Origin of the sequence: Shewanella sp. SR1 (assembly GCF_020447145.1) — a bacterium.
GTDB classification, from domain to species: domain Bacteria; phylum Pseudomonadota; class Gammaproteobacteria; order Enterobacterales; family Shewanellaceae; genus Shewanella; species Shewanella baltica.
The window spans coordinates 40,894-65,140 of record NZ_JAJAEF010000003.1 but is presented as its reverse complement, the minus strand read 5'-3'; the positions used below and the strand labels follow the sequence as shown (position 1 = coordinate 65,140).

The window sequence follows — 24,247 nt, the reverse complement described above, 5'->3', positions numbered from 1 at the left end:
GGCACTCTCAATAACATTGGAGTGCCTATGATGATCTCGCTCGGCTCGCTAGCGGATTGGAAAGGTTTCGGGATTACTATTTTAACTCGAACCACACATGTCCATTTTCTCTGTCGGTAAGCTTTACGGTCGCATTTTTATATATGAGATCCCTAAAGCCATTTTCATAATTCAAAATAAAAAAGTCTTCTTCAGAAACTGCGCACTCGCCAAATAAAAACCTAAACTCTCTCTGATATGAGTATGATAATGACTTGCATCTACAGCTAAATTTCGCTGAATCATTACTGTACTCTACCTCACCATATTGTAAATCCTTGATACTGACTGATTTAAGTCGATGAATTAATTCATTTAGGTTAGAGTTAGGAATAAAAGCATAATCACTACCAAATTCTTTTTTCATCCTATCAAGATCAGATTTCAATACTGCTAATCCGTCTTCACTATCAGGTATATTTAGTGTAAACCAACAATGCATCCAGGAGTCTTTATACGGATTATTATGAACAGTAAGGCTTAGAGGATCAGTGATTTCTATATCATTTATCATTATCACAATTGGTGGATCATTTCTTTTTACTCTATAAGAATATGCACAACTCTCTATTTTATCTGAAACACCAAGCTGCTCATCCATTCTATATCGCTCAGGTGGTGAGCAGTGAAAACAACCTGAAAGCAAGCTATCTAAAAACTCTTCATTTCTAAAAAATTTTACCAGTCCTACAAATTTCATTTTCACTAAAATCCTTTTAATATCAATGATTAATGTTTTTTCGCATTGCTAATTAGAAAGATTTCAAGATTAATCCTGAAATCTTTCATCATGTATTACTGACCTATCTTGATGGTTTAGGTGTTGTCGGTCTTGGCACATCAGTGGGCGATGGTCTTGGTACATCACCTCTAACATTTCTTGGACCTGGGTTTGGTGGTGGTGGCGGTGGCTGACGTTTATCTGACATTCTACTTTTTCCTTTTGTGGTTTTACTTTTTTTACATCATCGACGACTAATTGATAAGGCATTAATGTGATAAAAGATAAGCACACTGCGCAAGTTAATGACAGAGTAACTTTGGATAGGTATTCACTTTTACTATCATTATTACTAGCGTTAGTGGTTGCATATTCCCTATAGCTTTCAAGCATAAACTTCTTAAATGACTCTTCTGTTAGCTTCTTCGCATTTGGATAAGTAAAGTATAATTTCCTTAGTGTTAAATAATGACCATCAATAACTTCTGCAGTTGGGAAAAATTTATTCTTATGCCCATACCAAGCAAGACAAAAAAACCTGAATGCCACAAATAATGCCAAGCAGGATAATCCCCAAAATATTCTGAAAATTATAATTTCAAAGCCTTGTGCGTCCGGAATATTTTGGAAAATGAAGGAGAGTAAACCAATGAGTGCAACAAAGACGGTCAGTGGGACATTGAGTCGAGCATTAAGTAACTCGCCTCGATTAACTTCTTCTTGATATAATTTTTCATATAAGGCTATCCGTTGCTCTATATTCAATTTTAACTGCCGATAATATGGTGTTTATCATATCTTATTTTACAAGTACCACTAAAGACAACTACCAAACCATGTTTAAAACCCGTTTAAATCCTTGTTAAAGCGTTTAAGTGGGTTTTAGATAAGCCGTTATACCAAGTTGAAGGCTTAGGCGCTTAAATCGTGTCTGAGGGCGTTAGCAGACAAATCCATTCAACCCTCTTTTTACAACACATTCTTACAGCAAATAGCTTCCCAAGAACCCTAGCATAGACTGCTCATCCTCACGGCTTACACCTAGGTATGGCCGTGCAGGAATACCCGCTGGGCCTGCGGGCATATCGTCGGTGCCACCAAACTGGTGAATGGCGGCATAGATTTTATTGCTACCAATCGCCGCCCAAAAGTCGCCGCTGTCGGCAGTTACGCTGGCAGCTAGCCCGCCAGCACTGGCTTGTAATATCTTACCGCCCTGGCGTTTAGGGTTGGCCTTAAGGTAGGCATCACTTAAAGAGGCCCAGGCTTGACCTGTAACTGGATCGGCCTCGGCCTCAAAGGCACCCTCTGTAGCGGACTCCAGAACGGCAGCAATATCGTTCATCGGTTCGCTTAAGTCATCGAGCTTATCCAGCAAACTCCCCAACACTTGCAGCACTGGGGAGTCACTTAAGACGATCTCTACCTTGTTCATTTTTTATCCTTAGCACTGTCAACTTGGAGGAATGGTGATATGCTTGAACACAGGGTGGCGTGTACTCTTAACTGGTAAAGCAGACTCTGATCATTCAGGGTGTATGTGGGTTCGACTCCCACCACGCCACCACACTTCACTTATACCAAACTCACTTACAGACGACCTTCAATCACTTCATATTCTGGTTGCAGCAGGTTCGCTCGATCCGTCTTATAGACGTTGATCACTGCATCCATTGCCTGTTGGCGTTTCATCTTCCACGCACTGTTAATAATCACTTTGACCATACTGCCTGCATCATCCGCAGCGGGATAGACATACAACAGATTCTGGTTCTTGCTATCCCAAAGCACGGCCTCGGGTTCTGCCAACATCTGCGGTAATTGCTGATACTCATCACGACTTAACGCAACACCCTCGGCAATGTGCCTTGCACTATCTGCATGCACTAATTGCTTTTCTCCTATGGCCAGTAAGGCCGTAGGTTCTCGCCCTAAACGCGCTGTCACTGCGGTTTGAATCGAGGGCGTCATAAAACCTAAAGCCTGTACGCCTAAGCCTGGTCGTCGTTTCTGCCCTGGATTGGCGGCAAGGACTTCATCCGTCCATTGGGCAAACTGGGCGTGGCGCAGTGGGCTATTATTGAGTGCTTGAATAAACTGCGCGCGGGTATCGAGGGATTGAATAGTGCCAAGCTTTTTAGCGACGGCCACGTCGGTACCAAAGGCGGCTTCGCCTGGACTATAGGCCCAGCCTAAATCGGGGCTCATGCTGCTGCCATCGGGCAGATCGATACGCGCATGGGGCACGGTTAACACTTCACCCGTTCCGCGCGCGACTGTCTCAGTGTCAAAGCGCTGGATATAACCTTCGCCATTTTCCACAGTGATCCCCATCGCTTTCACTTGCGCCTCGGTGAGCGCCCGAACGCGGCAACGACAGCCCCATCCATTGGGAGGATAGATGATGTCCCATATTGGATCGTCAAAGCGGAACACTTTACCCCTAAGCCGCGCATGGGCTGGCCGTGTTTGGCCGTCATCTATCGCCACATACTGCCAATAGGGGTGGGTTTTGCTGCGCGATAACATGCGACGATAGCGCCCAGCCATGTAAGCGGTTTGCAGGTTTTGACGATAGATAGTGTTTAAGCGGTAGGGACTCCCCAGCTGTACCTCGCGGCCATCGACTTCCTTTTTACCCCACCATCCGAGCTTTTCAAGCTGCGGTTTAAGGTTGGCCTGAAACTGCTTAGCGGTTAACCCTTGGCTTAGGGCTGCATCCACTTCATTACGGATCGCCGTGAGCACATCCATCTGTGCCGCCTTGGCCACCGTAAAGGCACGGGCGTGGGCGCGGGTCCACACGTCTTGCCAATCGTCACTGATGGCAAAGCCTTTGGCACGAAAATAAGCCACCGCATCGGCGGGGTCTTGGTTAATGGCAATGCTTAAATCAACGGTTTTAGGCACTCTTGGTTTAGGCATTGGCCATGCCCCACAGTTCGGCCACAAACATTAACCGCGCTAAGGTTTCGGTAAGCTGCTCGGTATCCATGGCGGGATAGTCCTGTTCCAGTTGCGCCCGCAGCTGCTCCGGCTCGCTCTGCAGTTGTGTCAGTAATGGCTCAACCATGACCATATAGGCTTCGCTCATTTGACCTTGAGTGAGTGCATCCAAGGCTTTATCTAAGGCGGTTTGGCTCGGTTCACTCAACGGGGCACTAGACGGTTGAGCGGCTAAAGCCGCCAATGCTGTCTGGTTAGCAGCGCTGGCATTGGGATCTTCTTGCTGGATCACCAGCACGGCTTCGCCATTAGCGGGCTTAGGGATACGGGTCTTTTCATGCAGCCAGTTTTGTGGGATCTGCATGCCCATGCTGACGAACGCACGCAGCGGATACGCTAAGGCCCGTAAGTCTTCGGCTTCTGTGGTATCAAAGACTAAACGTGGATGACGACGGTGGCTTTGATAACTCTTGCAGTTAAGCGCATATAAAGGGGCCACTAAGTCGCGGGTTAAGGTTTCGGCAATCAGGGTAAGGTCAGCATCGCGCAGCTCTTGGCGCACTTCGTTATGCACGTTACCGAGCGCATTAGTTGAGCTTTTACCATCGGCTTGGCTGGTCAAGGTGCCGCCTAAAATCACCTTGCTCATGGTCTTTTCAGCCCAGCTAATCATCAAATCAAAGGGATCGGCTTGACCTGTGGCGGCACTCTCAAAATCCATCACCATGCCCTTGGGCATAATGCCACCCGCGTTATGGCCAATGCTCATCACTGCATTTAACAGGGCGCGCTTTTCTTCATCGCTGGCACCCGCAGGATACTGACCAATCCGCAGCGGCAAACCATAGATCTCCAAAAACTCGGCTAAGTCGCGCACACTGTAGTTTTTAAAAATAAAAGGCCAGATTAACTGACGCACTAAACCACTGCGGCTAACATAGCCCGACTTGGCTGGGTGAATATGTTTGATCCAACCAAAGGGCCACAGGTCAGCGCCATTGACCGTGGCATCACGCAGCCGCAGTTCGTTGCGCCGCTCAGGGTGAGTCATAAACCAAGACGGATCGCGATACTCTGGCACTTCAATAAACCATTCGCCTAGCTCTCGCGTCCAGGCTAACTCGTGCATACTAAAGCCCTTGAGAATGGCATCACTCATTGACTTAATGAGCGTCTTTATCCAGTTACCTTCTTCGAGCATTTCTTGCAGATATTCAGTGTCGGCCTTTTCCTGTGGCGTCGGGTTACGCGGCGGTATTAAATAGTAATCCACGCCGATCAGTGCCCGTTTACGCTTGTCTAACTCGGCATATAGGTGACCGTCTTTCTCTTCGATATCTTCTGCCAGTTCACATTGGGCAATGAGATCGCCTTGCTCGGCGGCCTGTAAAATATTGGCTGCACTGGCGGGCGTCAAGCCGCTACTTGGGTGCTGGCTAAAGGTACGTTGCAAGCCAATTAAACGCACATCGTCGGTCTGCAGTGCTTTGGCTTCACGCTGTTTAAACGGCCGACCACTGGCGTCCAAAATACGTGATTCAGTTGTTTTTTCTTGCATTACCAGCAACCTCGCTGCGTTTGATGATCATCATCCTCATGGGCACTTGCATGGGCATTCGGATTGCGGTGATCACTTCTAGGAATGGGGGTGAACTCTATGGGGGCACCGTCTAAGGTGGAGGCGTATACCATCAAGAACAGGCTGATCGCGGCATCACCGTGGCGTTCTTTTTCTTGACCTGTACGCACATCGCCAAGGCATGGCGTACCTCGACGGTTAATGCTTAAGGCCCGTAGGTCAGTACTGGTGTCGTCATCCCTTGGGATAGTGATTAAGCCGTCTTCAAAGTGACTTTTAAAACGTGGCATTTGTTCGCGGTAAAAGGACTCAGACAGCATCACACAGGCGATCACTTCACTGCCGTATTTATCCTGGGCGTATTCCGCTAACGCTTGGCCATTACCGCGCGCATCCATCGCGCCGCCCCTCAGCCGTGGCAAGCGGTCCACAATGTAAAACAGGATCTGCTCTTGTTGGCGAAAGGGAATGTTTTTAAGCTCGACCTGTAACTTGGTTTTGATGTGGAGATCTTGAGCGATTTCCCCCACGTCAATCACAGTTAAGTCACCACTACGGGCAAAGTCTTCACCAAAGCAATGGGGGCGTGCAGGGTCTAAGCTATCGAGAACCGGCTTTAGTTCATCCTCACACCACTTAAGGATCTCCGCCGCCCGCAAACCCTCTGGCCACTGTCCAAAAGCGTCGTCTTTTTTAAGGCGAACAACGGGGCCGCTATCTGTCACGCTGGCCATGCGGGCTTCGATTAACGCGCGGTTAAGATAGGCACCACCGCCCGATTTAGGCACGCAGAAGTATTCTTCTAATGCGTCCTCTTCGGTAGCTGTGGCTTTGAGTAATTTTGCTTTCCAGTCATCCTCGGCCGCTTGGCTCCATTCGATGCCGCGCACTTGGCAAATACGCTTATACAGCCCCTCATTACAGGCATCATCTAAGGTGACGCGGTGAATGGAGTAATCTTTTTTACCCGCACGGGAATCATTAATCAGCTCATTGAACTGGTTATCAATGCCATTATGGGTGGAGATCAAGCGTACCTTCGCGCCCCACATGGTTAGCGCTAATGCCGCTTTTAGCACTTCGGCCAAGCGTTCGTGGAACGCGGCCTCATCAATGGTCACATTGCCTTGCATACCGCGTAGGTTCGAGGGATTACTCGATAGCGCCTGCACCTTAAAACCTGAGGCAAAGTAAATGGCAAAGGTCAGGATCTCTTTACCGTCTTGGCCTTCATCGACAAAGACTTCTTCTTGGATTTCACCTGCGGCCTTATCAAATACTTTGGCCCACATGGCAGCAGCGTCGATAAATTCCCGTGCCATCTCCTTGTTACTGCCCACATAAAAATGGTTAGTCCCCCCTTGGCCACGGGCAGCGCCTGCAGTTAAAGAAGCATCGGCAGCTTCGGCCCAAGTGAGTCCAGTTCGGCGCGACTTTTCGGCAATTTTCAGCGGTGACTCGTCGGCTATCCAGCGTTTCTGATAACCGAGCAGCACCTCTTTAGGATCAAAGATGCTGAGATAACTGGCCTCAAGCGCAGGATCAAAGACAGGTTTAATGAGGCAGCTCATCATGCAATCCCCAAGATTTCACGTTTAAGCAAGGCAACTGCATCACTGGTTAAGCCTGCGGTTTTCGCGACCTTCTCGGCGGCATTAGCCGCTTCGGCCGCGAACGCAGTGCGGATCTCTTTCTCGCGCTTATGGCTGGCCATTGCAGCAGACTCCAAACGCTGCACCGCTAACATGGCGTCTTTAATCATGCCAACGTCGGCACCTTCGCCTGTTTCATCTTGGTTTAATAGGGCTTTAAACAGCTGCGAACGCGCCATTTCGAGGATGAGTTTAGTGACTTCACCTGTGGGTTTATCGCCCAGCTCTGCCGTCCACACTTGGGTGATCTCACGCATTTCGCGCAGGGATTTACCCACGGCCTCCATCTTGGTGGCGTAACGGTTGATGCCTGCACGGGAAAGCTGGTTTTCCTCAGGCAAGCCAGCGGCTTTAATCAGCGCATTGATTTCATCGAGCAAATCAATCTGCTGAATCGAACCATTACGCAGCCCCGCATCGAGCTTCTTGCGAATAGGATCAGGCAGTAAATCCACCTTAGAGCGGCGGCCTCGGGTTTCACTCGCCATGGCTACTCTCCCGCCCGTGGACGTTTAACCCCTGGCACTACCGCGCGGCCTGTCGCCACATCTTGGCCGCGACCTGTTAGCGTGGCCGTGGTCACTTTGCCCACTAACTCGATTTTAATCAGCCCTTGCTCGTTAAGCCAAGCGAGCTGCACCAGCAAGGCATCGCGGCTAATGTCGAGGCCGTAGGCATTTAAGCCATCTTGTAAGATGGACTCATTGAGTGCGAAGGCTCCCGCCTCGGTCAGTAATCGAAGCACCACGAGGCGTTGGTGCTGATTGATAATTTGCTGCATCGCCATTATTGGTGGCCTCCTTTCAGTTCGTTTTCGAGAAGCATGTCGGTCTTGGTTTCTAAGCGCCTAATGCCTTGTTCCATTGCGCCAAAGCGCTCACCTAAACCTGTGAGGGTTTTATCGAGCGCATGCAGTTCGTCACGGGTCGGCATGTACTCCAATTGCATTTCAGTTTCACTAAGGCGCTTGTCGATTTCCGCCACCTTTTGGATCACCTTTTCATGCTCAATCCGTGGGGTAAATCGCGTGCTAAACCACGCCATCAGCAGTGCACAAAAAACGCTAATGACGCTGCCAATGAAGCCCCAATACTTACCGAAATATTCAAATAGCGATTCGATCATAAACGCTTCCCATAGCGCTGCTTTTGGCGCTTATCTTCATCCTGTTGGCAACTAATACAGCGCAACTCGTTAAGCCGCTGTGGCTCATTTGGCTCTAAGCACTCAATGCAAATTCCGTTACCTTGGCGGTATTGTTTGTGTCTAGCGGCATCCCGTACTGCATCAACGCAGGCATCTCGCTCGCGGGTTTCCATATTGCTAGCCCAATCGGGTTTATCCATGGGGTTCCCTATTTTTTTTGGTCAGTTTGATGGCGTTGCCGCCAATCATGCAGGGCTTGCCAGTCGAGGTTGCATTGCCCAAGATCAGTGAGTAGCGAGAGCATTAGCCCCGCTAACTCTTGATTGCTGAGCGGTGGGTTGCGAAGACACACCACCTGTTGGGTTTGCAGGCACTGCAATACCTGTAGTGGAACCTGAGTGACGTTGCACTCGCGCATCAGTACTTCTGGCGGCAACACATATTGGGTCTTGTAAATAGGCACGTAACGCACAGCGGGCGGCGTTGTCGTACACGCGCACAACATCGTTAGGCACACTAGCCACACGCCATGCTTGCGTTTGTTCATCCTGGGCGTCCTCAAGTAACTGGGTGAGTTGATGGTTAAGATCTTGATTGCGGTTGGCTAACGCGGCCTTTTGCTGCTCAACGGTTTGCACCTGTAGGGCGAGGGTTTCGCCTTCGTCTTTTAGGGCAATGCGTTCAACGTTGGCGTCTTGTAGCCATGCCGCTAGCGTATCTGCACTCTGTTTTAGGGCAGCATTATCAGTTAACGCTTGGGTGAGCTGGCTCTTAGTGCTCTGCTGTTGGTGGTACATCAGCCCAATGGTGACTAATGCCAGTGACAAAAATAGCCACTGCACAGTGCTAATGATTTGAGAGGGATTCATTGTGCGCCCCCCTTTGATTGCGAGAGGCCCAGTTCGCTTAGGCAAATGGCTTGCTCTTCGGCGCGGCGTTTAATCAGCCCATTCAGACGCACCTTGACACCTAGGCGGGTGCCATAGGTCCAACCATTGCAGACACGCTCACCCGTTTGAGGATTGGTGGAACAGGCTTGGGTTAGCTCTTTGCACGCGCCCACGCTGTCGCCAGCTAACAGCTTTTTACGCAAGGTTGAGCTGGCAAAGTTGCCGTATCCCGCCCAGTGCAAAAACGATAAATAGGCGGCGTGCTCGCTGTGGGTGAGCGTTACGGGCGCGGTGAGGCTGAGCAGCTGCTTATCTTCCTTGGCGATATCCTTGGCAAAGATCTCCATGCATTGCTGCTCGGTGAAGGTTTGATCAAGCTTTAAGTCTTTGCTCGTATGGCCACGGCAGGCGGTCAGCACGCCCACCGCATCGACATAGACGCTCAGGCTATTGCCTTCCCATTTATCGGTAATGGTAGCGCCCGTAATGGCTGCAGAGCTTAAACCTGCGGCGACTAAAATCGCCTTGAGTTTACTGTTCATTAGGCACCGCCATAGCTTGTGCCTTGCGTTGCTCGCGGGCTTTTAAAACATGGAGGTGAGTGACGGCATGCCAGCCTTGTTCAAAGTAGCTTTGACGGGTGAGACTGTGGCTGTACAAAGGCACTGATTTGTCGAGGGGGACAGGCACATTGCCAGTGAGGTCAGCCGCTAACTCTGCACGAAGGCGAGCATTAAAACCGTCTTTGGCACACTGGCGATAGACTCGGTTTTGTATCCGACAGATGTGAAAGCCAGAGGGGCGAGCATTCGCAATCGGCATGCTGTTAACGCCGCTGCGAACCTTGCATTTACGAGAGTTGGGGGTGACAAAGGCCATAAAAAAACCGAGACAGTGAACATAGGTTCATTGTCTCGGCTTAAGGGTTTGGAGCGGATTGGAAAGGTTTCGGGATTAGGATGTAGTGAACAGTTTAAATAGTTGATTTGCTAATGGAATTAAAAGCTTATCACTAATATGATTGCCTGAATTAAATTGTGGTGGAGGTGATAAATCATCAACCTCTATATCAGCCCAAACAGGTCCAGTAGCATTTAACTCAAAGAAAACATTACCGTTGGAACTGATATATAAATTTTTAAGGTTCTCTCCAGTAGTGCCATCTCTATACATCATAAAAAAACTGACTTCACCATAAATTTCCCCGTTATATATAAAAGGCATTACACGGGTTCCAAAATCAAAACCCATTATCGAAAATAATGCATTTGAGTTTACAGGTTCACTGAAAATGTCATTGATATTTTTACTGGCGAAGTATTCTTTCAATGTATTTTTAAATACATCAAACCTACCATTTATCTTCTTGTAATCTTTAGAAAAAGACCTCATGTTGTTAATGGTATACATATCTATGCTCCCTTATTTTTATGCAAAAAACAGCGTTAAAAGTCATCGATAATTACAGTTGAATATTCCTGATATCGGTGTTGTTAATCAAATTATCATTATTGATTTCTAGATGCTGTGACAGCAGTCCCTGATGGGGTATAACCCTTAGCCACAGGTAGCGCTCGGTTTCCAATCCAACCTGACGTTGCGCCTCAGACAACAGTACAAAGTTATCTAACCGTGAACGGCTAAAGGCAAACTCACCATTTTTATTAGTTTGAATAGTTTGGACTGCAGGCAATTGGATCTCTTTTATCAGAGAGGAAGTTTCACAGGACACAATCAGCTCGTAGTTTGCTTTAGCATTATTTCGGTTAGGGCCGCCATTAAGATAAGCTAATTCGACCTCATTTTTATCAGGCAGTCCCATACACTCTTTATTTGCATAACTTTGTTTATCGAACAGGGCTTTCCTGAATTCTTTGAGCGGGTAAACCTTGATCTGAGTGATAGGTATTGGTATTACATCCACAGCATTAGTTACAACATAGAGGGAGCCAGTCACTTTGACAGGTATGAAGATGTAAGCTAATCCTACAATTAGTATAATTAGTATAATTAGTATGGTTTTTTTCATGTAGAAAATCCCTTTTCTTAAATGAACTGTCGTAGCACTTGAGCTAGTAAGTAAGGATAAATCTTTTACCCGTCTGGGACTCAATAAGCTTTGATGTATTGGTCATCATCAATGTTGCTGTATAGGCATGATGTAACGACAAAACGAGATTTTGTAAATCTTGGTCAGCCTCAAGCAAACTCACTTTTAGCCCTAAATCTTGTGCTTTATCAAAGTGAATATGTCTTGAATGCTCCTTTGTTTCACTTGGATTATTTAGATTTGACATTATTTTATCAATTCTATCTTGACGCACGTCATCATCTAGGTCTGACAGCATTCCAGAATTTAACCAGTTCGGCACTATCGAGTTAGCTAACTCTATTGCTCTTTCACATTGCTCTAAAAATGCTGGAGGGTATCTACTTAGTAAAGCCTGCCATAATGGAATAGTATGAGGCTCTAACTGAATCTGTCGCGCTGCGCGGTTAAACTCATCAAACACTGAAAATGCAGATACTGTAGCTAATTGCGGGTCAAATGGGCCGATACATGATTGATGCCCCATGATGATATTTCTGGCACTACACGCAATCATTGTCCCCGCTGACATGGCCATCTGTGGAATGATAACTTCAATATTGGTGCCAAACTTTTTTCGTAGATAATAGCCAAGAGATTCTGCAGCCGTGATTGAACCTCCAGGTGTATGCAGCACCAAATCTAATCCCTTTGTACAATCCATTTCATAAATAGCGTTCATAAAGCCATTTTTGTCGTTGTCATCAATAGACAGATTCGGTACAGGTTGTCCATTAGTGGTTAGCCAACCAGAATAATAACAAATGACATTTCTGCCTCGGTATTGGGACAACAACTGAATGTATTTTTCCCTTATACCATCTGGACCAAAGACTGTCCCATCCTCGTTAGGTGTATTCATTTCGGCAATAATTGCATTCAAGCCTGGCATTTAACGTCCTATGTCTCTGAAACAAAAAAGACCTACATCATAGCAGGTCTTTTTTGTTAATAAATAGTTTCAATTTTTATATGCGAATAGAAGTAAAATTCGCAATAGAAGGCTGAGCCTTAAGTTTAGTTTTATTCGCAATGCCACTAGTCTTAAACTTCATGCTTAATGCATTAGAAGGAAACCCTCCGAACCCAAAACTAGCAATTGCTTGAACATCCACACTCTTACCGCATATTTGCTCTTGCATTACTTTTAAATTTGTATTCTTCATAACAGCCTCCTTATTAATACCCATATATAGTGCTAAACATCCATGAGCACCACCACATGTAGTATCCCTCACCATTTTAAAACCAAAAAACCTCAATGGAATGAGGTTTAAAATAAAACATCTGTATTTTTTATATCAACATTAACGGGTCTTTAAACCTACCTACAGCTCAAATTTAGCGCAGTTTTAGCCATTAAGTCAAACTCAAAAGTAAAAAATGGGATTTAAATACTAAAACAATCTCCTCTGCTTCCTCGCCACAAATGCCGCCCTTTGCTCCGCGACTATCTGACTGATCCGGCGTTCCGTGAGTCCATAGTCGCGGCTTAACTGCTCTAGGTTATTGCCCTTAAACTCACGCCAAATACGGATATCCCGCAGCGCATCCTTAAGGCGTTCGCCATTAGGGATGTAGATATCGCGCCCGCCTAGATAGGCGCTTAGACTGGTGGCTAAGGCTTCGCTCACATTATCCGCGTTATCAATATCGTATTGCTTTAGGGTTTGGCGCATCACATCGCACAAGCTTTGCAAGGTTGAGGGCCAGCGGCGAATGAAGTCCTCACGTTCATAGGGCTTAAGCGTGGCTAAGGTTTCGAGGGCTTGTTCCAGCTCGGCGGCGCTGGTGGACAATAAATCCAACTGGTTTTCTGGAATGCTAACCGCGTTTAAGATGTTCTTACTCATGGCCATGCCCCTCGTATTGCGCGACGATCACTTCATAGTTTGCGGGACGTGTACCTGCTTCATTCATCTTTAGCCGTTCACCTCGGGCAATAATGCGCTCAATCAACACCCGCTTGTGCCAGTTTTTCAGGCTTTCAAGCACTTTGTAGGCTTGCGGTTCTGTCATCCAAGCGGTGGCATCAACGCCTTGGGTTTGGTTATTAGTAATGCGGCTGCGTAGCGTCATGCGACGCACATAGGCATCGAGCGCCGATTCACTGTTATCCTGGATCACTAAGTGGTGGCCCATGGTGATCCAAATGGCACGTATTTTATCTATGCTGGCCAATTTGCTTTTACCCGCAGCAGGACTTAAACGGCGTTTAACTGCTGTTTTATTGTTGGTTGCCTCTTGTTTAGAGCCTATGGGTTTAAAGCCCTTTTGTTTAAACACTTCTAGCGCCTGTTCAAGCTCTGGCAAGTTCATTGCCCGCAAGGAATCTTTACCCGTGGCATTTTTCAGCATGGCGCGGTAGATGGCTTCATCGAGCTGTAATGATCCCTTAGCCACATTGATTAAGGTGATAAGGCGCTTCTTGTGTTGAGCGACTGGGTGCGCCTGTGCATTAGTCTGCACAGGGGCTTTTTGATTAGTTTCTATCATTCGTCATCCTCATCGGTTGTCGCACTGGATACTATCTTGATGGCTTTAGGCTGACTCTTAAGCTGCTGCCAATTCGGTGTTACTGCATTTAAAAAGTTAACAGCCCAAAGCTCACGATCGGCGAGCAGTTCTGCCTTAGTTTTCCCCTTACGAACGGGCCTAACTGGGCAGTTCGCTATGGCATATTTGAGTAAGCGTTTAGCATAGGGTGTCATTCATCATTGCTCTTTTTGTTAGCTGCTCATCAGTACCCAGCCACTACGCTGGATAGACACTAGCGACCTAGGCCGCCAGTGTTTCGCTGGGTCTTGGGCTCTAGCCCGCTGTTGCTAGTAGCCCTAAGTTGTTGAGTGACTTTTCCATAAAGAAACCGATCACAGCGCGGCGTTCGCCTGCAAACTCTTGGCTTAACTCCTTGAGCGCATTGAGCAGCGCGGCGCACATCATCAAACAGTAATGCGGCCTTTCAGCGGCTAGGCCACTGAGCTCGCTGCGCAGATTGTCAAAGCTGGCTTCAAGTAAGGTCGCTTGGCGTAATTGAAACGCCACCCGATCGAGTGCTGCTTGGTTGTCATCGAATAGGTGTTGAATGCCCGATTGTGTGCTGAGTGTCATGATGTGCTCCTTGCCCACCCTAAAGGGTGCTGATATCCAATGGTAGTTGGGTGTATTTGCCATTAGGCTGACGCTCATATAGGCGCAAGTACTGGCTAGTGCCTGTGATTTGAATCGCGTCGGCTATGGCGTCCATGGCCCGTTTCCAGTTGGCATCGTCGATATCCAGCTGGCGCAGACTGAGCACTTGGTTAACGTCAATTCGGCCTTGCTGGTTTACCCGAAAGGCATGCTCAACCATCGCCATCAGGCGGGTATCCGCGCCACCACTCCAGCTTTTAATGCAATCATCAATCAAGGTTTTAGCGGTTTGAATGCGCTCATCAAACACACGGTGTTCACCCACTGCACGGCGCACTTGGTACTTGCCATCAAAGCTAGTAAGTAAAATATTGCCCTTACTGCCACCGACCTTAACGCCATATTCACTGGCCGATAGTTCGGCAAAGCCATCAATTTTCGCCATAGTCATCAGTTTGAAATTAAGCATCTGTTCACGCAGTTCCTTAGCAGAACCGACAATAGCCAACACTACTTCATCGCGCAGTTTGTCCACGGGCTTGATACGATCTTCATGCACCAAATCGCCTACCGCGTTTTTGCGGTAGCCCTGCGGAATAGCAGCTTGGTTGTGGGTTTGTTCTTGTATGTTCATCTTATTTGTCCTCATTCCAGCGCACTGTCACGCCATGAAATTGCACCGCCATACAACGGCGACGAATGCCTTTTATGTTCTCGATAATCTCAACTGCCATGCGTTTAAAATCACGGCTTGGAACGTCAATTTGGATAACACCGCGATGCTGGCTAACGACCTTCATCCCACGAAGCCTTAAGGCGGCAATCACATTGATAGCTTTTGTTTGCATGTTATTTACCTTTCCATTTGTTATCCCAAAGGGCGCTATTTAGGCGGTTAGCCACCTTTTGCAATTCCCTTTCGAGTAGTTCGATATGCTGTAGTTGATCGCCCTGGGCGAGTCGGCGACAGAACGCGAGCTGTTCCTCAACGTTGTAACGACTGTCTGTCGCCGATTGCACATCGATCCTCTGTGTTACTGCCGACTGCTTTAACTGCGAATGTGGGCAGCCACCGCGACAGGCGCGATAGAGCCGGACGCGTTGCGGATTGGTAGAGCTAAAAGGCCGTTCTTGATTGTCGCGGCAGGTATCAACGCTGATTTGTCCTGCAACGGGGCACTGTACGTGGTGACGTAAGTAGCGCCCTTCTACACGATTTTTAATGGTGTCGATATTGCCTTTGTACTTGTTCAGCAGGACCTGATTAAGCATGGTCGGACTGACACCTAGCTCTCTGGCAATCTGCGCTTGGCTGCTCTCACTGACTTTTAACTCAAGCACTTGGAACCATTTTTCCTTGTTCATAGCGCCTCCCTATAGGGATAAAACTTCGATTTGGTTGGGGCATAAATACCGTCATCGATTAGCTCTGGTGCTAAAGCGCCACAGTCAACGTTGAGGTGATAAATGACCATTTCCTCCTCAATAGCTCTGATGCGGATCAAGCCTGCCCGTTGCAGGGCGTTGAGGTAACGCTTTACGGTTGAGCGCGCCACCCTGGCTGTGACCATGATTTCTTCAATCGAAAAATTGCGCATGATGCGGCAGCTGTTCCAGATCCGTTGATTCGCCTTAATCTTGGCGAACTGAGACTGGCGCTTTAACGGGCTGTCATCGTTTAACCAGTAGCGGTTTGTCAGCCCTGTACGCCCTTTCCATTCGAGTGTTAAGCGCCCTTCTCGATACAAATCACGTAAAGCGATTCGCGAGGCACTTGGGCATTCCCGATGCATCGCCAACTTGTTCAGCACTAAAACTGACTTTTCGATTGCGACAGCAGCACATGAATAACCATGCGCTGTGCCTTAACGGGGTTGAGCGTTTGACTTGTGCCATAACGCTTAACCCACAAGGCTTGGACGTCGAACACCATGGAATGGCTGTGCCCCCCAGTGTTCTGCTGTGACGTAATCAAGTTCGTTCATTTTGGCGAGACGTTCGATTTGATTAAGGCCAATGACAATGCGACGAGCCTCACCACTGCTGGCTTTGCGCAGTTCATCAAGGAGTTCTGGTTCGACTTTGATGTCGTTGTCTAAGAGGGAATCCGCCATCACCATGACGTCATCTAAGTCGGCTGGTCGAAACTCAACCCACTCTGAAATACGGTTAAAGAACTGTTTGCGTGTGCTGATACGGCGGGCGATTTGGTCCATACCAATGAGGATCACTGGGACTTCGGTGTTGTCGTAGAGATCGCGCACGGTTTCAAGCATACGAACGTCCGACATGAGGTAGTCGGCTTCATCGATAAACAGCGGGCGTTCGTACATGCTCATTTGCTCGATAGTGAAATCGACCATCTTATTAATGCGCCACATGCCGCTCGATCCGAGTTCGCCGACAATGCGGTTCATTAGCGTACTGGCACTGTCTGTGGCCATAGCCCGAACATAGATACCGTTCACTTGGTTAAACAGATAAGTGGTTGCAGTTGTTTTACCAAAGCCACTTGGGCCATGGTACAAACCGAGACCTGGTACACCTATGCCTCGGGTACAAAGGTTGTCGAAGGCGTCTTGGGCTGACAGGACATTTTTTACAGGTGCGATCACTGCTTTCATTTTGTATACTCCATTTGCTTTAGTTTTATGGCCTTCATGGCCGTTGTGGGTCATAAGTGCTCAGTTGGTCGCTCTGCGCTTATGGCCCATGATTTCATCAATGCGTTTTGCCCCTAACTTGTTGTGCTTTTTGTAATCCTTTAGGAATGCATCCTCCTTTGGCGTTAATTCACGGTTGAGTGATTCAGCGGCAAGCAAACGTGCCTTTTCGTGCTCATTACGCACTAAGGTTGCATGCTGTTGATTAATATTGTTTTTACGTTCTTCAATCGCTTTACGCTTCTGGCGTAAATGCTCAATTTGTTGGTCGCTATATCCAGGCTTATTAGTTTTAACGAGCTGCTCTGCAGCCTCAGTTAATGCCATTAAGCTGGGGTTTTGATGGGCTATTGGCTGGGTAGGAAACTCGACTAATGACTTAGCCTGCTTGGCATAGTGCTCGATGACGGTTTGATGGATCTCGCCTATGTTGAACGTTTTAGCGAGTTGCTTCATTTCGGCCCTGAAACTACGCAATGCCTTGGCTTCTTCTTTTTTGGTTTGACGATAAGCCGCAGGGCTGATCTCTTGACCTAAAAGACGGCTATCAACAGCTTCGATTCGGGTTTCCCAATTATTGATCGGGTATATAAACGCTCGAGCGACATCCGTTGGATCGAGGAATACTCGAACTCGTTGCCCTTTCCACTCATGCTCCAACATTTCCGGTGCCGTATAACGCAATCCTCCCGCTTTAATAAAGCCCTTAAGGATGGTGTACTCGCCAACGTGGTTAAGCAGGAGATCTAAGGCTTCTGGATGTTCGACTGCCCGCACTTGATATTGAGCTGCGCGATAAACTTCATTGGGTGTTTTACCCTTTAAGCCATCGTGTGCGCGGAGGTGATAATAGGCATCAACCCAATTATCAAGCAGTTGCTGCAATTCCGGTTGCGTCATACGGAGATCGTAATCCGCTTTCTCGTTTTCTTTCTTGTTGCGTTCTTTAAGGCGTACCGCAAATTCTTTTCGAGCCTCAATAGCCTCGCGATCATTGACGTTATGGCCAATGTAGCCTGGCAGTAACTCAATAAGATCATGGCTGAGCGTCTTAAAGAAACGTTCGATAAAGGGCTTTTCCCAACCTGAGTATGGGTTAGCTCGGCTTTGTTCTAAGTCGAGTAAGTGATAGATGCTCGTGGTTCGCTGGCTGACATAATCGCTACCGTTATCGGTACGCATTAAGCCGCCTTGGTTTGGAACTCCCCAAGCCAGTAAGGTCTTGCGCATTAAAAGGCAAATGCCTTCGCTTGATGAAGTAGGCGAAACAAGCAGTTTGACGCGACGTGTGAAGCAGTCGATCACCGCAATAATGGTGTGTCGGCCTTCTTTCAACATTGCATCGACTGGGGTTGAGTCAAATTCCCATACATCGTTTGGCGCAGCCATCCAAGAATAGGTTTGCTCAACCGCTGTCCGGTATTTATCGTTGAATTTTTTAGGGTTTGTAGTGAAAATAAAGGCTGCTTGATTCTGGCTTATCCATTTATTCACCCAGCGGCGAATGCTGGAGATACTTGGGATCTGCCAAGGCATGTCGGTTTTTATTGCATAGATCTCGGCTAGCTTTCTAAGCTGCTTTGCCTTGCCAGCTAGATGCGGTTTGGCAGTGATCAGCCCCTTTAAGAAGTCGGCTAAATCGGGCTCGTCATTCAATAAACATGGACGCTCGACTTTGTATTTACCTGCGAGTGCGCTAACGCCCTCTTTTGTTAATACGTTTTCCCAACGGCGGATCGTGACAACTGAAACGCTGCTAATAACTGAGAATACCCACTCAGGTAGTGCAATCGAACGTTTGGCATACGCTTCGCAGAATGCTTTTTCACCATCAACGAGCTTACGCACCTCAAGGTAAGGCATGCAAAATTTTGCCTTGGCATTGACGATGAGCATCTTTGCATCAGCCCGCTTTTGCGCTTTATCAGGTAGATTTATAAACTGCTGAATGCTCTTGGCTTTTTCTGTTTGACTCACTGCAGGCATTTGCAGTTTGGCAACAGCAGATCCCGCACGCATCAGGGACGATGGAGATTTTGCTATCTGCTCCGCTTCCTGTTTTGCCAGCTTCTGACGAGCCTCAAGGGGTAAACTATTGAGGTGATATTCAAATCCCCCACCTAGCCCTTGTCGCCTTTGCTTTTGCCAGTTCTCATGTTTTGCCCTATCGCGGACGCGTCTATCCCCGACATCCAATAGCTCTGCAATTTCTACAGTGCTAAACCATTCCTTAGTCATGGTGCTCTCCCACTAAATCAACACCAAGGTATTCAGATAAAGCAGCCATGATCTGAATGGCTTTTAAGCGTTTAGGTTTACGGCCTGTATTAGGTGCAAACCATTGAACGCACTTCTGAACCGTCCTTGGGTTGTATCCATGCGTAATCGCCCACGCACGGCAGCTTTGTCCATTTGCGAGCAAGGCTGCATGTATATGACGAGCGCTTTCTATCTTCATAAGAATTACCGTGCTAATATTTTGATTACGTTCGCATTGCGAACGAACGCAGTTTAACTACAATACGTTACGCACTGCGTAACGTATTGCGAATATAGATCCGAGTTAGACACAAATCAACAGGTTTTTGCTTTTTTGCGCAGAAAATTACGCACAGAAGTTATTTTGATGCGTAAAAGATTGATGTGGTTTCGGTTGAATATTCAGTAAACCATTACTTATTCGGTAGTTTTTAAGTAATGACTATTGCTCTCTTGAGCATTAAATAGATTTTGGTTCGAGGAAAACAATGAAGTCGGAAGCCTTACATTCAGATCCAACTTTAGATCCGACTTCCACAACTGAAGTCGGCACTCTTGCTGACCGCATTTCGGAAGCTATTGGAAAAAACAGTATTAGAGAATTCGCCATTAAAATTGGCGTATCTGAAGGCACCCTACGTAATCTAATCAAAGGTGGAGAACCTAAGTTAGATACGGCAATACGTATAGCAGAAGAGGCTGGCGTGAGCATACGTTGGCTTGCAACTGGGAATGGTCCTAAATATCCGAATCGCCAACTCGATGATATTTCCCAGGAAGGTATTGTTTACGTCCATCAAGACCAATTCAATGAAGAGTATTTCTTGATTGAAGGCTATGACGTGGTGGTAAGCACTGGGCATGGTGCGTTTAATGATGAGACTGGTGTACGCAGACGACTTTCGTTTAGAAAGAACTGGCTTAAATACCGTGGTTTAAAGCCTGAGAATCTTAAAGTCGTCTATGCCAAAGGCAATTCGATGGAGCCCGCTATACACAGCGGAGATAGCTTACTGGTTGATATCAGCAAGACTACGCTAGAAGACGGCTGTATCTTCGTATTACGCCTGGGCGACGATCTTTATGCTAAGCGCTTACAGAAACTGTTTGATGGCGGCATAGAGATACTCAGTGACAACAAGGAGTATAAATCTCAGATTGTCTCTGCGGGTGAACTGCCAATGCTGCAAATTATTGGAAAAGTCGTGTGGATGGGTAAAAACCTCGATTAAATCTTTAACAGTTCCGAGTTTATCAATCTTAATGACCTATGACTTTTTTTCAAAGCTGGCGCATTGTTTATGCTCCGGCTTTGTTTTTATCAATCCTAGTGAATCACTTCCGACTTAACGCATCACTCGAATAACTCTTGTACACCAAGGCCTCCCGCCTAGTTTCAACTAATCTCGGCTGTTCTCACTTATTGTCAATCCATTTGACTGGTTACATATCGATTTCACTAACTGCAATTGACCCAGATTCTCACTGTGCAACGCGTCACTCGCTTTTAGCAACAGTTACGGCTAATTTGATAAAAGCTAAATTAAAATCAGTCACATATTACGTGTTGAACTGGACACTTTAACTCTGACAGATAAGCAAGCAGCTAGGACTTCTCGTTTACTAGCTTGTTTGCACTAACGTTAAAACCAGCATAAAACTCAGTGATCAATGCTGTATAAATCACATTTATCTCTAATGAGTCGACATATCGACATTGAGATACGCGTCATCGCCATTAATAGTTCACTTTTACTGTAAAGGTATTCCATATATGCGGCAGAAAGATAGAGCTGAAAGGCAGCTTAACTCTTAACTTACTCACTGTTCGCTGTTGATAGTTGATAGTTGATAATTGATAATTGATAATTGATAGCCAATGATTCATCGGTCATGGTGACTTACCTCAGCACCTAGAAGAAGCTTTACTTAATTGTCTACCTTACGCCAACAAGCCTAACGGTTTAACCCTATCGTCATTTACCGCCGGTTCAATCCCCTTTTTTATGCTGCTCGATAACTTCACACCGCATTGCTATCTCAACTCATCTTGCTTACCCAATGCTTATCGATATGCTAAAAAGATGCGATAAACCCGAAGCGATAGCTGGCGGCACTTCAGCTTTAAGCTGTTTAAGCCTATTCATTGGCCTTTAGCTCGGCTGATTTCTAAAAGTGCTTATTTTTTAACGAGAGATTTCAATTTCATAGAAATTTCACTCCGCAAACGATGGCGTCGTTCAAAGCTATATTGCGAATTGTTAAGTGGTTTTTCACTAAAAATGTCGAATTCTGCATCACGATGCACATTAGATGAGCACTTAACAGCATAATTACACTTTTTTTAGTAACTCGAGTTGACTCATCCCACAGAGCGTTTTACTATGCGCTCCGTTCTCAACGAGTCGCTACGACTGTGTGAAACGATTCCCCTGTAGTTCAGTCGGTAGAACGGCGGACTGTTAATCCGTATGTCACTGGTTCAAGTCCAGTCAGGGGAGCCAATTTCAACACTGAGTAAAGGCACGTAGGACCAAGCAGTAAAGATAAGTTGTAAACGATTCCCCTGTAGTTCAGTCGGTAGAACGGCGGACTGTTAATCCGTATGTCACTGGTTCAAGTCCAGTCAGGGGAGCCACTTACATTATCATGCTGTTGCTTTAAAACGCTTCCCCTGTAGTTCAGTTGGTAGAACGGCGGACTGTTAATCCGTATGTCACTGGTTCGAGTCCAGTCAGGGGAGCCAATTTAAAGCAAGTAATTTAGTCGATAGCCATATCGAACCCGATTCCCCTGTAGTTCAGTCGGTAGAACGGCGGACTGTTAATCCGTATGTCACTGGTTCAAGTCCAGTCAGGGGAGCCACTTTAAAAGCGTTATCTCAGTAAAATCGATAGCAATATCGCACCTCGATTCCCCTGTAGTTCAGTCGGTAGAACGGCGGACTGTTAATCCGTATGTCACTGGTTCAAGTCCAGTCAGGGGAGCCATTTTCTTCTTCGTTTTAATCTCAATTCTTTGCTTCTTCTCGCTTCTAGCTAAGCTATTCTTTTCCGTTTTGTTTTTAAGCAAATACAGTTACACTGTTAGCAGCTTGTTGAACAAATTTATGAGTATCTTCACACAGATAGCGGTTTTTAAGTATTTCTAACTTAAACTTATCTTGTTCGAACTCACCTATATCTAGAGCGGATTTTTTATGACCATGTCAAAATCATATCCAGTTTTTTTACTGCTTATTTTCTTAGGTCTCTTTGCTTGGGTGTATCAAAGCGAAAACAGCCAATTGCAAGTCCAACAGCAGCAAGAACTCGATAGCTTTAAATCTAGCTTAAGCCGCTACCAACAATGGCAGGGTAACGGTGTAGAACTCTTTAAAAAACTTTCTGAAAACTACTCATTCCAGTTCTTCCAATATATTGATGATACCGACGGCCAACTGAGCCATACCGAAGGAAGCTTAGACAGTAAACATCCCCACCCTTTAGCGAGTTTATTTTCCATCGAGCTCAGCCACACACAAAAATTGGCAGCGGGTCGTTTACAGGTCAAGCTCAGTGCAAACCAAGCCATTGATACTGCAATTAGTAACACTGAAAAACTCGGTGCCATGTTGCTAGCGACTTACCTTATTTTGCTGTTAGTGTTTATTCTATTAATGTCGAAGCTTAGGGCTGCAGTACGTTATGCTGCTGATTATATTTCAAAAATACCAGAGTTAGGCTTTTCTGCCGTCGCAGCATCGAAACTGACTGGCGAGCTCACCCCTATTGGTATCTCCCTCGAAGAATGTCGCCTGCAACTTAAAGCCCAAATCGATAAGCTCAATCAAGAAAATGAAAAACTGCATAAGGCCGCCTATCAAGATGCCGTCACAGGTTTTGGTAGTCGCCAACGTTTTACCCAAAAATTAGAAACCATTAGTCATCCCGATATTCCTCAACTTGGGCTGATGGCGATGGTTAAAGCGACCGAGCTGACCCTCATTAATCAAAAACAAGGCCGTTCCGCGGGTGATGATTATCTTTCGAGTGTGGCCAATTGCATCCGAAAAGCCTGTAGCAAATATGCAGATGCTGAATATTTTAGGGTATCGAGTGCCGATTTTGCTGTGTTTATTCCCGATGTCATGCTAAAAGATGCACCGAAATTTTTAGACCAGTTAAAAATTTACCTCGATGAATATCAGCAGATGACCAATGCAGAATCCGTCGCCCATATAGGCTTAGTCCCCTATCGCCAAGGTATCGAAGCGGTTAATTTACTGACAATAGCCGATACCGCGGTCAGCATAGCTCAGACCCTTGGCCCCAATAGCTATCATATCCAAGAAAAACTCAATGGTGATGAGCAGTTTGGTGACGATCGTTGGAAGATGGCGATTCATGATTTAGTGACTCGCCAAGCACTGAAATTCTACCAACAGCCTATTCAGCCTTGTCGTACCGATGTAGAAGTTTACCGTGAGTTGTTGGCGCGTTTTTACAATAGCGAAGGTAAGTTCTTGCCCACCACCACTGTGATTGCCATGGCTGAACGTCACGGTATGAGTTCGGAATTAGATAAACTGGTCGTGATCAGTGCATTAAAGATACTTAAAGAAAACCCGACTATTTCCGGTAACTTTGGTATCAATATCAGCGCATTTTCAGCCCATCAAGACATGTTTGTCGCTTGGCTAAAAGACATACTAGGTAAGCAAAAATACATAGCCTCGCGCTTAGTATTTGAGATCAATGAGTCCGGCATGCAATCTAACTTAGGGGCGAGTTATAAGTTTGTCCGCGAAGTGCACAGTGTTGGTTCGCGAGTGTCGATTGAGCGTTTTGGCATGAGCTTTACCTCCTTCAAATTCTTCAGCGAAGTGCGCCCCGACTACATTAAGCTCGATGGCAGCTACACGTCTAACATCGATGAAGACAGCAACAATAAGTTCTTCGTACGTATGATGGTGGATGTCGCCAGACGAATTGGCATTCGGGTCATCGCAACCAGTGTCGAACGCCAAGAAGAAAAATTAACCCTCGAAAAACTCTTAGTCGATGGATTGCAGGGCTATTACATTGCACAACCCCAAGCCATGGCCATTACAGATCAGATTTAATACTTTAACGGGTTAATTCATCGCCAA

General features: G+C 46.6%; 30 protein-coding genes, 6 tRNA genes and 1 other RNA gene. 8 read left to right on the top strand and 29 right to left on the bottom strand.

Features of this window, described 5'->3' with window-relative positions:
• Nucleotides 1–76 precede the first annotated feature (76 nt).
• From KV201_RS03685 to KV201_RS03675, 3 genes are all read right to left on the bottom strand, one after another.
• A complete protein-coding gene (locus tag KV201_RS03685; protein ID WP_226058542.1) occupies nt 77–739 on the bottom strand; it encodes a hypothetical protein in 663 nt (220 codons plus the stop codon).
• 69 nt (nt 740–808) lie between these two features.
• Nucleotides 809–1,525: a hypothetical protein gene (locus KV201_RS03680; protein WP_226058541.1), complete on the bottom strand. Its 717-nt coding sequence runs from the start codon at nt 1,523–1,525 to the stop codon at nt 809–811.
• 217 nt (nt 1,526–1,742) lie between these two features.
• On the bottom strand, nt 1,743–2,195 hold the full coding sequence (locus KV201_RS03675) for a phage virion morphogenesis protein (RefSeq protein ID WP_226058540.1): 453 nt from the start codon (nt 2,193–2,195) through the stop codon (nt 1,743–1,745).
• A 55-nt stretch (nt 2,196–2,250) separates the two neighbouring features.
• Here KV201_RS03675 and KV201_RS03670 point away from each other — a divergent pair.
• Nucleotides 2,251–2,325, top strand: a tRNA-OTHER gene (locus tag KV201_RS03670).
• A gap of 25 nt (nt 2,326–2,350) precedes the next feature.
• On the opposite strand, the gene KV201_RS03665 is transcribed toward KV201_RS03670, so the two are convergent.
• The 26 genes from KV201_RS03665 to KV201_RS03540 form a co-directional block, all read right to left on the bottom strand.
• Entirely contained in the window at nt 2,351–3,685 is a 1,335-nt protein-coding gene (locus KV201_RS03665) for a phage minor head protein (protein ID WP_226058539.1), read from the bottom strand.
• A complete protein-coding gene (locus KV201_RS03660) occupies nt 3,678–5,264 on the bottom strand; it encodes a DUF935 domain-containing protein (RefSeq protein WP_226058538.1) in 1,587 nt (528 codons plus the stop codon). The genes KV201_RS03665 and KV201_RS03660 overlap by 8 nt, the downstream gene beginning before the upstream one ends.
• Nucleotides 5,264–6,856, bottom strand: coding sequence for a hypothetical protein (locus KV201_RS03655; RefSeq protein WP_319000207.1), 1,593 nt, complete (start codon nt 6,854–6,856; stop codon nt 5,264–5,266). Before KV201_RS03655 ends, KV201_RS03660 begins: the two co-directional genes overlap by 1 nt.
• Entirely contained in the window at nt 6,856–7,425 is a 570-nt protein-coding gene (locus tag KV201_RS03650; RefSeq protein WP_012089151.1) for a DUF3486 family protein, read from the bottom strand. The genes KV201_RS03655 and KV201_RS03650 overlap by 1 nt, the downstream gene beginning before the upstream one ends.
• A gap of 2 nt (nt 7,426–7,427) precedes the next feature.
• Nucleotides 7,428–7,724 (bottom strand): ArsR family transcriptional regulator, encoded by a 297-nt coding sequence (locus KV201_RS03645; RefSeq protein WP_226058536.1) that lies wholly within the window; start codon nt 7,722–7,724, stop codon nt 7,428–7,430.
• On the bottom strand, nt 7,724–8,062 hold the full coding sequence (locus tag KV201_RS03640) for a DUF2730 domain-containing protein (RefSeq protein WP_012197073.1): 339 nt from the start codon (nt 8,060–8,062) through the stop codon (nt 7,724–7,726). Before KV201_RS03640 ends, KV201_RS03645 begins: the two co-directional genes overlap by 1 nt.
• Nucleotides 8,059–8,283: a hypothetical protein gene (locus KV201_RS03635; RefSeq protein WP_226058535.1), complete on the bottom strand. Its 225-nt coding sequence runs from the start codon at nt 8,281–8,283 to the stop codon at nt 8,059–8,061. The genes KV201_RS03640 and KV201_RS03635 overlap by 4 nt, the downstream gene beginning before the upstream one ends.
• 84 nt (nt 8,284–8,367) lie before the next feature.
• Nucleotides 8,368–8,952 (bottom strand): hypothetical protein, encoded by a 585-nt coding sequence (locus tag KV201_RS03630; protein ID WP_226058534.1) that lies wholly within the window; start codon nt 8,950–8,952, stop codon nt 8,368–8,370.
• Nucleotides 8,949–9,515, bottom strand: coding sequence for a lysozyme (locus KV201_RS03625; protein ID WP_226058533.1), 567 nt, complete (start codon nt 9,513–9,515; stop codon nt 8,949–8,951). Before KV201_RS03625 ends, KV201_RS03630 begins: the two co-directional genes overlap by 4 nt.
• Complete coding sequence (locus KV201_RS03620) at nt 9,505–9,852, bottom strand: hypothetical protein (protein ID WP_226058532.1); 348 nt, start codon at nt 9,850–9,852, stop codon at nt 9,505–9,507. The genes KV201_RS03625 and KV201_RS03620 overlap by 11 nt, the downstream gene beginning before the upstream one ends.
• Before the next feature lie 75 nt (nt 9,853–9,927).
• Nucleotides 9,928–10,383, bottom strand: a complete 456-nt coding sequence (locus tag KV201_RS03615) for a hypothetical protein (protein WP_226058531.1) — start codon at nt 10,381–10,383, stop codon at nt 9,928–9,930.
• Nucleotides 10,384–10,435: 52 nt separating this feature from the next.
• Nucleotides 10,436–11,002, bottom strand: coding sequence for a hypothetical protein (locus KV201_RS03610; RefSeq protein WP_226058530.1), 567 nt, complete (start codon nt 11,000–11,002; stop codon nt 10,436–10,438).
• Nucleotides 11,003–11,045: 43 nt separating this feature from the next.
• On the bottom strand, nt 11,046–11,954 hold the full coding sequence (locus KV201_RS03605; protein ID WP_226058529.1) for a hypothetical protein: 909 nt from the start codon (nt 11,952–11,954) through the stop codon (nt 11,046–11,048).
• A gap of 76 nt (nt 11,955–12,030) precedes the next feature.
• Complete coding sequence (locus KV201_RS03600) at nt 12,031–12,228, bottom strand: hypothetical protein (RefSeq protein WP_212600751.1); 198 nt, start codon at nt 12,226–12,228, stop codon at nt 12,031–12,033.
• A 231-nt stretch (nt 12,229–12,459) separates the two neighbouring features.
• Entirely contained in the window at nt 12,460–12,915 is a 456-nt protein-coding gene (locus tag KV201_RS03595; protein ID WP_226058528.1) for a Mor transcription activator family protein, read from the bottom strand.
• A complete protein-coding gene (locus tag KV201_RS03590) occupies nt 12,908–13,558 on the bottom strand; it encodes a gp16 family protein (RefSeq protein WP_226058527.1) in 651 nt (216 codons plus the stop codon). The genes KV201_RS03595 and KV201_RS03590 overlap by 8 nt, the downstream gene beginning before the upstream one ends.
• Nucleotides 13,555–13,773: a hypothetical protein gene (locus tag KV201_RS03585; RefSeq protein ID WP_226058526.1), complete on the bottom strand. Its 219-nt coding sequence runs from the start codon at nt 13,771–13,773 to the stop codon at nt 13,555–13,557. The genes KV201_RS03590 and KV201_RS03585 overlap by 4 nt, the downstream gene beginning before the upstream one ends.
• Before the next feature lie 16 nt (nt 13,774–13,789).
• Nucleotides 13,790–13,862, bottom strand: an RNA gene (locus KV201_RS03580) — hammerhead ribozyme type II.
• An 11-nt stretch (nt 13,863–13,873) separates the two neighbouring features.
• Nucleotides 13,874–14,173 (bottom strand): hypothetical protein, encoded by a 300-nt coding sequence (locus tag KV201_RS03575; protein ID WP_131525304.1) that lies wholly within the window; start codon nt 14,171–14,173, stop codon nt 13,874–13,876.
• A gap of 19 nt (nt 14,174–14,192) precedes the next feature.
• Complete coding sequence (locus KV201_RS03570; RefSeq protein WP_226058525.1) at nt 14,193–14,828, bottom strand: DUF3164 family protein; 636 nt, start codon at nt 14,826–14,828, stop codon at nt 14,193–14,195.
• 1 nt (nt 14,829) lies between these two features.
• Entirely contained in the window at nt 14,830–15,042 is a 213-nt protein-coding gene (locus tag KV201_RS03565) for a hypothetical protein (RefSeq protein ID WP_063884365.1), read from the bottom strand.
• Nucleotide 15,043: 1 nt separating this feature from the next.
• Entirely contained in the window at nt 15,044–15,559 is a 516-nt protein-coding gene (locus KV201_RS03560; protein WP_226058524.1) for a hypothetical protein, read from the bottom strand.
• The gene (locus tag KV201_RS03555) at nt 15,556–16,005 is read right to left on the bottom strand and encodes a hypothetical protein (protein WP_226058523.1); all 450 of its coding nucleotides are present in this window, start codon (nt 16,003–16,005) and stop codon (nt 15,556–15,558) included. The genes KV201_RS03560 and KV201_RS03555 overlap by 4 nt, the downstream gene beginning before the upstream one ends.
• Nucleotides 16,006–16,095: 90 nt before the next feature.
• The gene (locus tag KV201_RS03550; RefSeq protein ID WP_226058522.1) at nt 16,096–16,818 is read right to left on the bottom strand and encodes an AAA family ATPase; all 723 of its coding nucleotides are present in this window, start codon (nt 16,816–16,818) and stop codon (nt 16,096–16,098) included.
• Nucleotides 16,819–16,878: 60 nt separating this feature from the next.
• Nucleotides 16,879–19,095 carry a DNA-binding protein gene (locus KV201_RS03545; RefSeq protein ID WP_226058521.1) on the bottom strand — a complete coding sequence of 739 codons (2,217 nt, stop codon included), beginning with the start codon at nt 19,093–19,095 and terminating at the stop codon, nt 16,879–16,881.
• Nucleotides 19,088–19,315 (bottom strand): hypothetical protein, encoded by a 228-nt coding sequence (locus tag KV201_RS03540; protein ID WP_219233604.1) that lies wholly within the window; start codon nt 19,313–19,315, stop codon nt 19,088–19,090. The genes KV201_RS03545 and KV201_RS03540 overlap by 8 nt, the downstream gene beginning before the upstream one ends.
• Before the next feature lie 289 nt (nt 19,316–19,604).
• Between KV201_RS03540 and KV201_RS03535 the strand changes: the two genes are divergently transcribed.
• The 7 genes from KV201_RS03535 (at nt 19,605) to KV201_RS03505 (ending at nt 24,220) form a co-directional block, all read left to right on the top strand.
• Nucleotides 19,605–20,348, top strand: coding sequence for a S24 family peptidase (locus KV201_RS03535; protein ID WP_012089131.1), 744 nt, complete (start codon nt 19,605–19,607; stop codon nt 20,346–20,348).
• A 1,196-nt stretch (nt 20,349–21,544) separates the two neighbouring features.
• Nucleotides 21,545–21,620, top strand: a tRNA-Asn gene (locus KV201_RS03530).
• Nucleotides 21,621–21,678: 58 nt separating this feature from the next.
• Nucleotides 21,679–21,754 (top strand) — tRNA-Asn (locus KV201_RS03525).
• A gap of 32 nt (nt 21,755–21,786) precedes the next feature.
• Nucleotides 21,787–21,862: transfer RNA gene (locus KV201_RS03520), tRNA-Asn, on the top strand.
• A 43-nt stretch (nt 21,863–21,905) separates the two neighbouring features.
• Nucleotides 21,906–21,981: transfer RNA gene (locus KV201_RS03515), tRNA-Asn, on the top strand.
• 49 nt (nt 21,982–22,030) lie between these two features.
• Nucleotides 22,031–22,106 (top strand) — tRNA-Asn (locus tag KV201_RS03510).
• A 209-nt stretch (nt 22,107–22,315) separates the two neighbouring features.
• Entirely contained in the window at nt 22,316–24,220 is a 1,905-nt protein-coding gene (locus KV201_RS03505) for a GGDEF domain-containing protein (RefSeq protein ID WP_226058520.1), read from the top strand.
• Nucleotides 24,221–24,247 lie beyond the last annotated feature (27 nt).

Coding starts and splice junctions, on each gene's coding strand:
- KV201_RS03685 (WP_226058542.1), bottom strand. CDS start 739: ATGAAATTTGTAGGACTGGTAAAATTTTTTAGAAATGAAGAGTTTTTA.
- KV201_RS03675 (WP_226058540.1), bottom strand. CDS start 2,195: ATGAACAAGGTAGAGATCGTCTTAAGTGACTCCCCAGTGCTGCAAGTG.
- KV201_RS03665 (WP_226058539.1), bottom strand. CDS start 3,685: ATGCCTAAACCAAGAGTGCCTAAAACCGTTGATTTAAGCATTGCCATT.
- KV201_RS03660 (WP_226058538.1), bottom strand. CDS start 5,264: ATGCAAGAAAAAACAACTGAATCACGTATTTTGGACGCCAGTGGTCGG.
- KV201_RS03655 (WP_319000207.1), bottom strand. CDS start 6,856: ATGAGCTGCCTCATTAAACCTGTCTTTGATCCTGCGCTTGAGGCCAGT.
- KV201_RS03650 (WP_012089151.1), bottom strand. CDS start 7,425: ATGGCGAGTGAAACCCGAGGCCGCCGCTCTAAGGTGGATTTACTGCCT.
- KV201_RS03645 (WP_226058536.1), bottom strand. CDS start 7,724: ATGGCGATGCAGCAAATTATCAATCAGCACCAACGCCTCGTGGTGCTT.
- KV201_RS03640 (WP_012197073.1), bottom strand. CDS start 8,062: ATGATCGAATCGCTATTTGAATATTTCGGTAAGTATTGGGGCTTCATT.
- KV201_RS03635 (WP_226058535.1), bottom strand. CDS start 8,283: ATGGATAAACCCGATTGGGCTAGCAATATGGAAACCCGCGAGCGAGAT.
- KV201_RS03630 (WP_226058534.1), bottom strand. CDS start 8,952: ATGAATCCCTCTCAAATCATTAGCACTGTGCAGTGGCTATTTTTGTCA.
- KV201_RS03625 (WP_226058533.1), bottom strand. CDS start 9,515: ATGAACAGTAAACTCAAGGCGATTTTAGTCGCCGCAGGTTTAAGCTCT.
- KV201_RS03620 (WP_226058532.1), bottom strand. CDS start 9,852: ATGGCCTTTGTCACCCCCAACTCTCGTAAATGCAAGGTTCGCAGCGGC.
- KV201_RS03615 (WP_226058531.1), bottom strand. CDS start 10,383: ATGTATACCATTAACAACATGAGGTCTTTTTCTAAAGATTACAAGAAG.
- KV201_RS03610 (WP_226058530.1), bottom strand. CDS start 11,002: ATGAAAAAAACCATACTAATTATACTAATTATACTAATTGTAGGATTA.
- KV201_RS03605 (WP_226058529.1), bottom strand. CDS start 11,954: ATGCCAGGCTTGAATGCAATTATTGCCGAAATGAATACACCTAACGAG.
- KV201_RS03600 (WP_212600751.1), bottom strand. CDS start 12,228: ATGAAGAATACAAATTTAAAAGTAATGCAAGAGCAAATATGCGGTAAG.
- KV201_RS03595 (WP_226058528.1), bottom strand. CDS start 12,915: ATGAGTAAGAACATCTTAAACGCGGTTAGCATTCCAGAAAACCAGTTG.
- KV201_RS03590 (WP_226058527.1), bottom strand. CDS start 13,558: ATGATAGAAACTAATCAAAAAGCCCCTGTGCAGACTAATGCACAGGCG.
- KV201_RS03585 (WP_226058526.1), bottom strand. CDS start 13,773: ATGACACCCTATGCTAAACGCTTACTCAAATATGCCATAGCGAACTGC.
- KV201_RS03575 (WP_131525304.1), bottom strand. CDS start 14,173: ATGACACTCAGCACACAATCGGGCATTCAACACCTATTCGATGACAAC.
- KV201_RS03570 (WP_226058525.1), bottom strand. CDS start 14,828: ATGAACATACAAGAACAAACCCACAACCAAGCTGCTATTCCGCAGGGC.
- KV201_RS03565 (WP_063884365.1), bottom strand. CDS start 15,042: ATGCAAACAAAAGCTATCAATGTGATTGCCGCCTTAAGGCTTCGTGGG.
- KV201_RS03560 (WP_226058524.1), bottom strand. CDS start 15,559: ATGAACAAGGAAAAATGGTTCCAAGTGCTTGAGTTAAAAGTCAGTGAG.
- KV201_RS03550 (WP_226058522.1), bottom strand. CDS start 16,818: ATGAAAGCAGTGATCGCACCTGTAAAAAATGTCCTGTCAGCCCAAGAC.
- KV201_RS03545 (WP_226058521.1), bottom strand. CDS start 19,095: ATGACTAAGGAATGGTTTAGCACTGTAGAAATTGCAGAGCTATTGGAT.
- KV201_RS03540 (WP_219233604.1), bottom strand. CDS start 19,315: ATGAAGATAGAAAGCGCTCGTCATATACATGCAGCCTTGCTCGCAAAT.
- KV201_RS03535 (WP_012089131.1), top strand. CDS start 19,605: ATGAAGTCGGAAGCCTTACATTCAGATCCAACTTTAGATCCGACTTCC.
- KV201_RS03505 (WP_226058520.1), top strand. CDS start 22,316: ATGACCATGTCAAAATCATATCCAGTTTTTTTACTGCTTATTTTCTTA.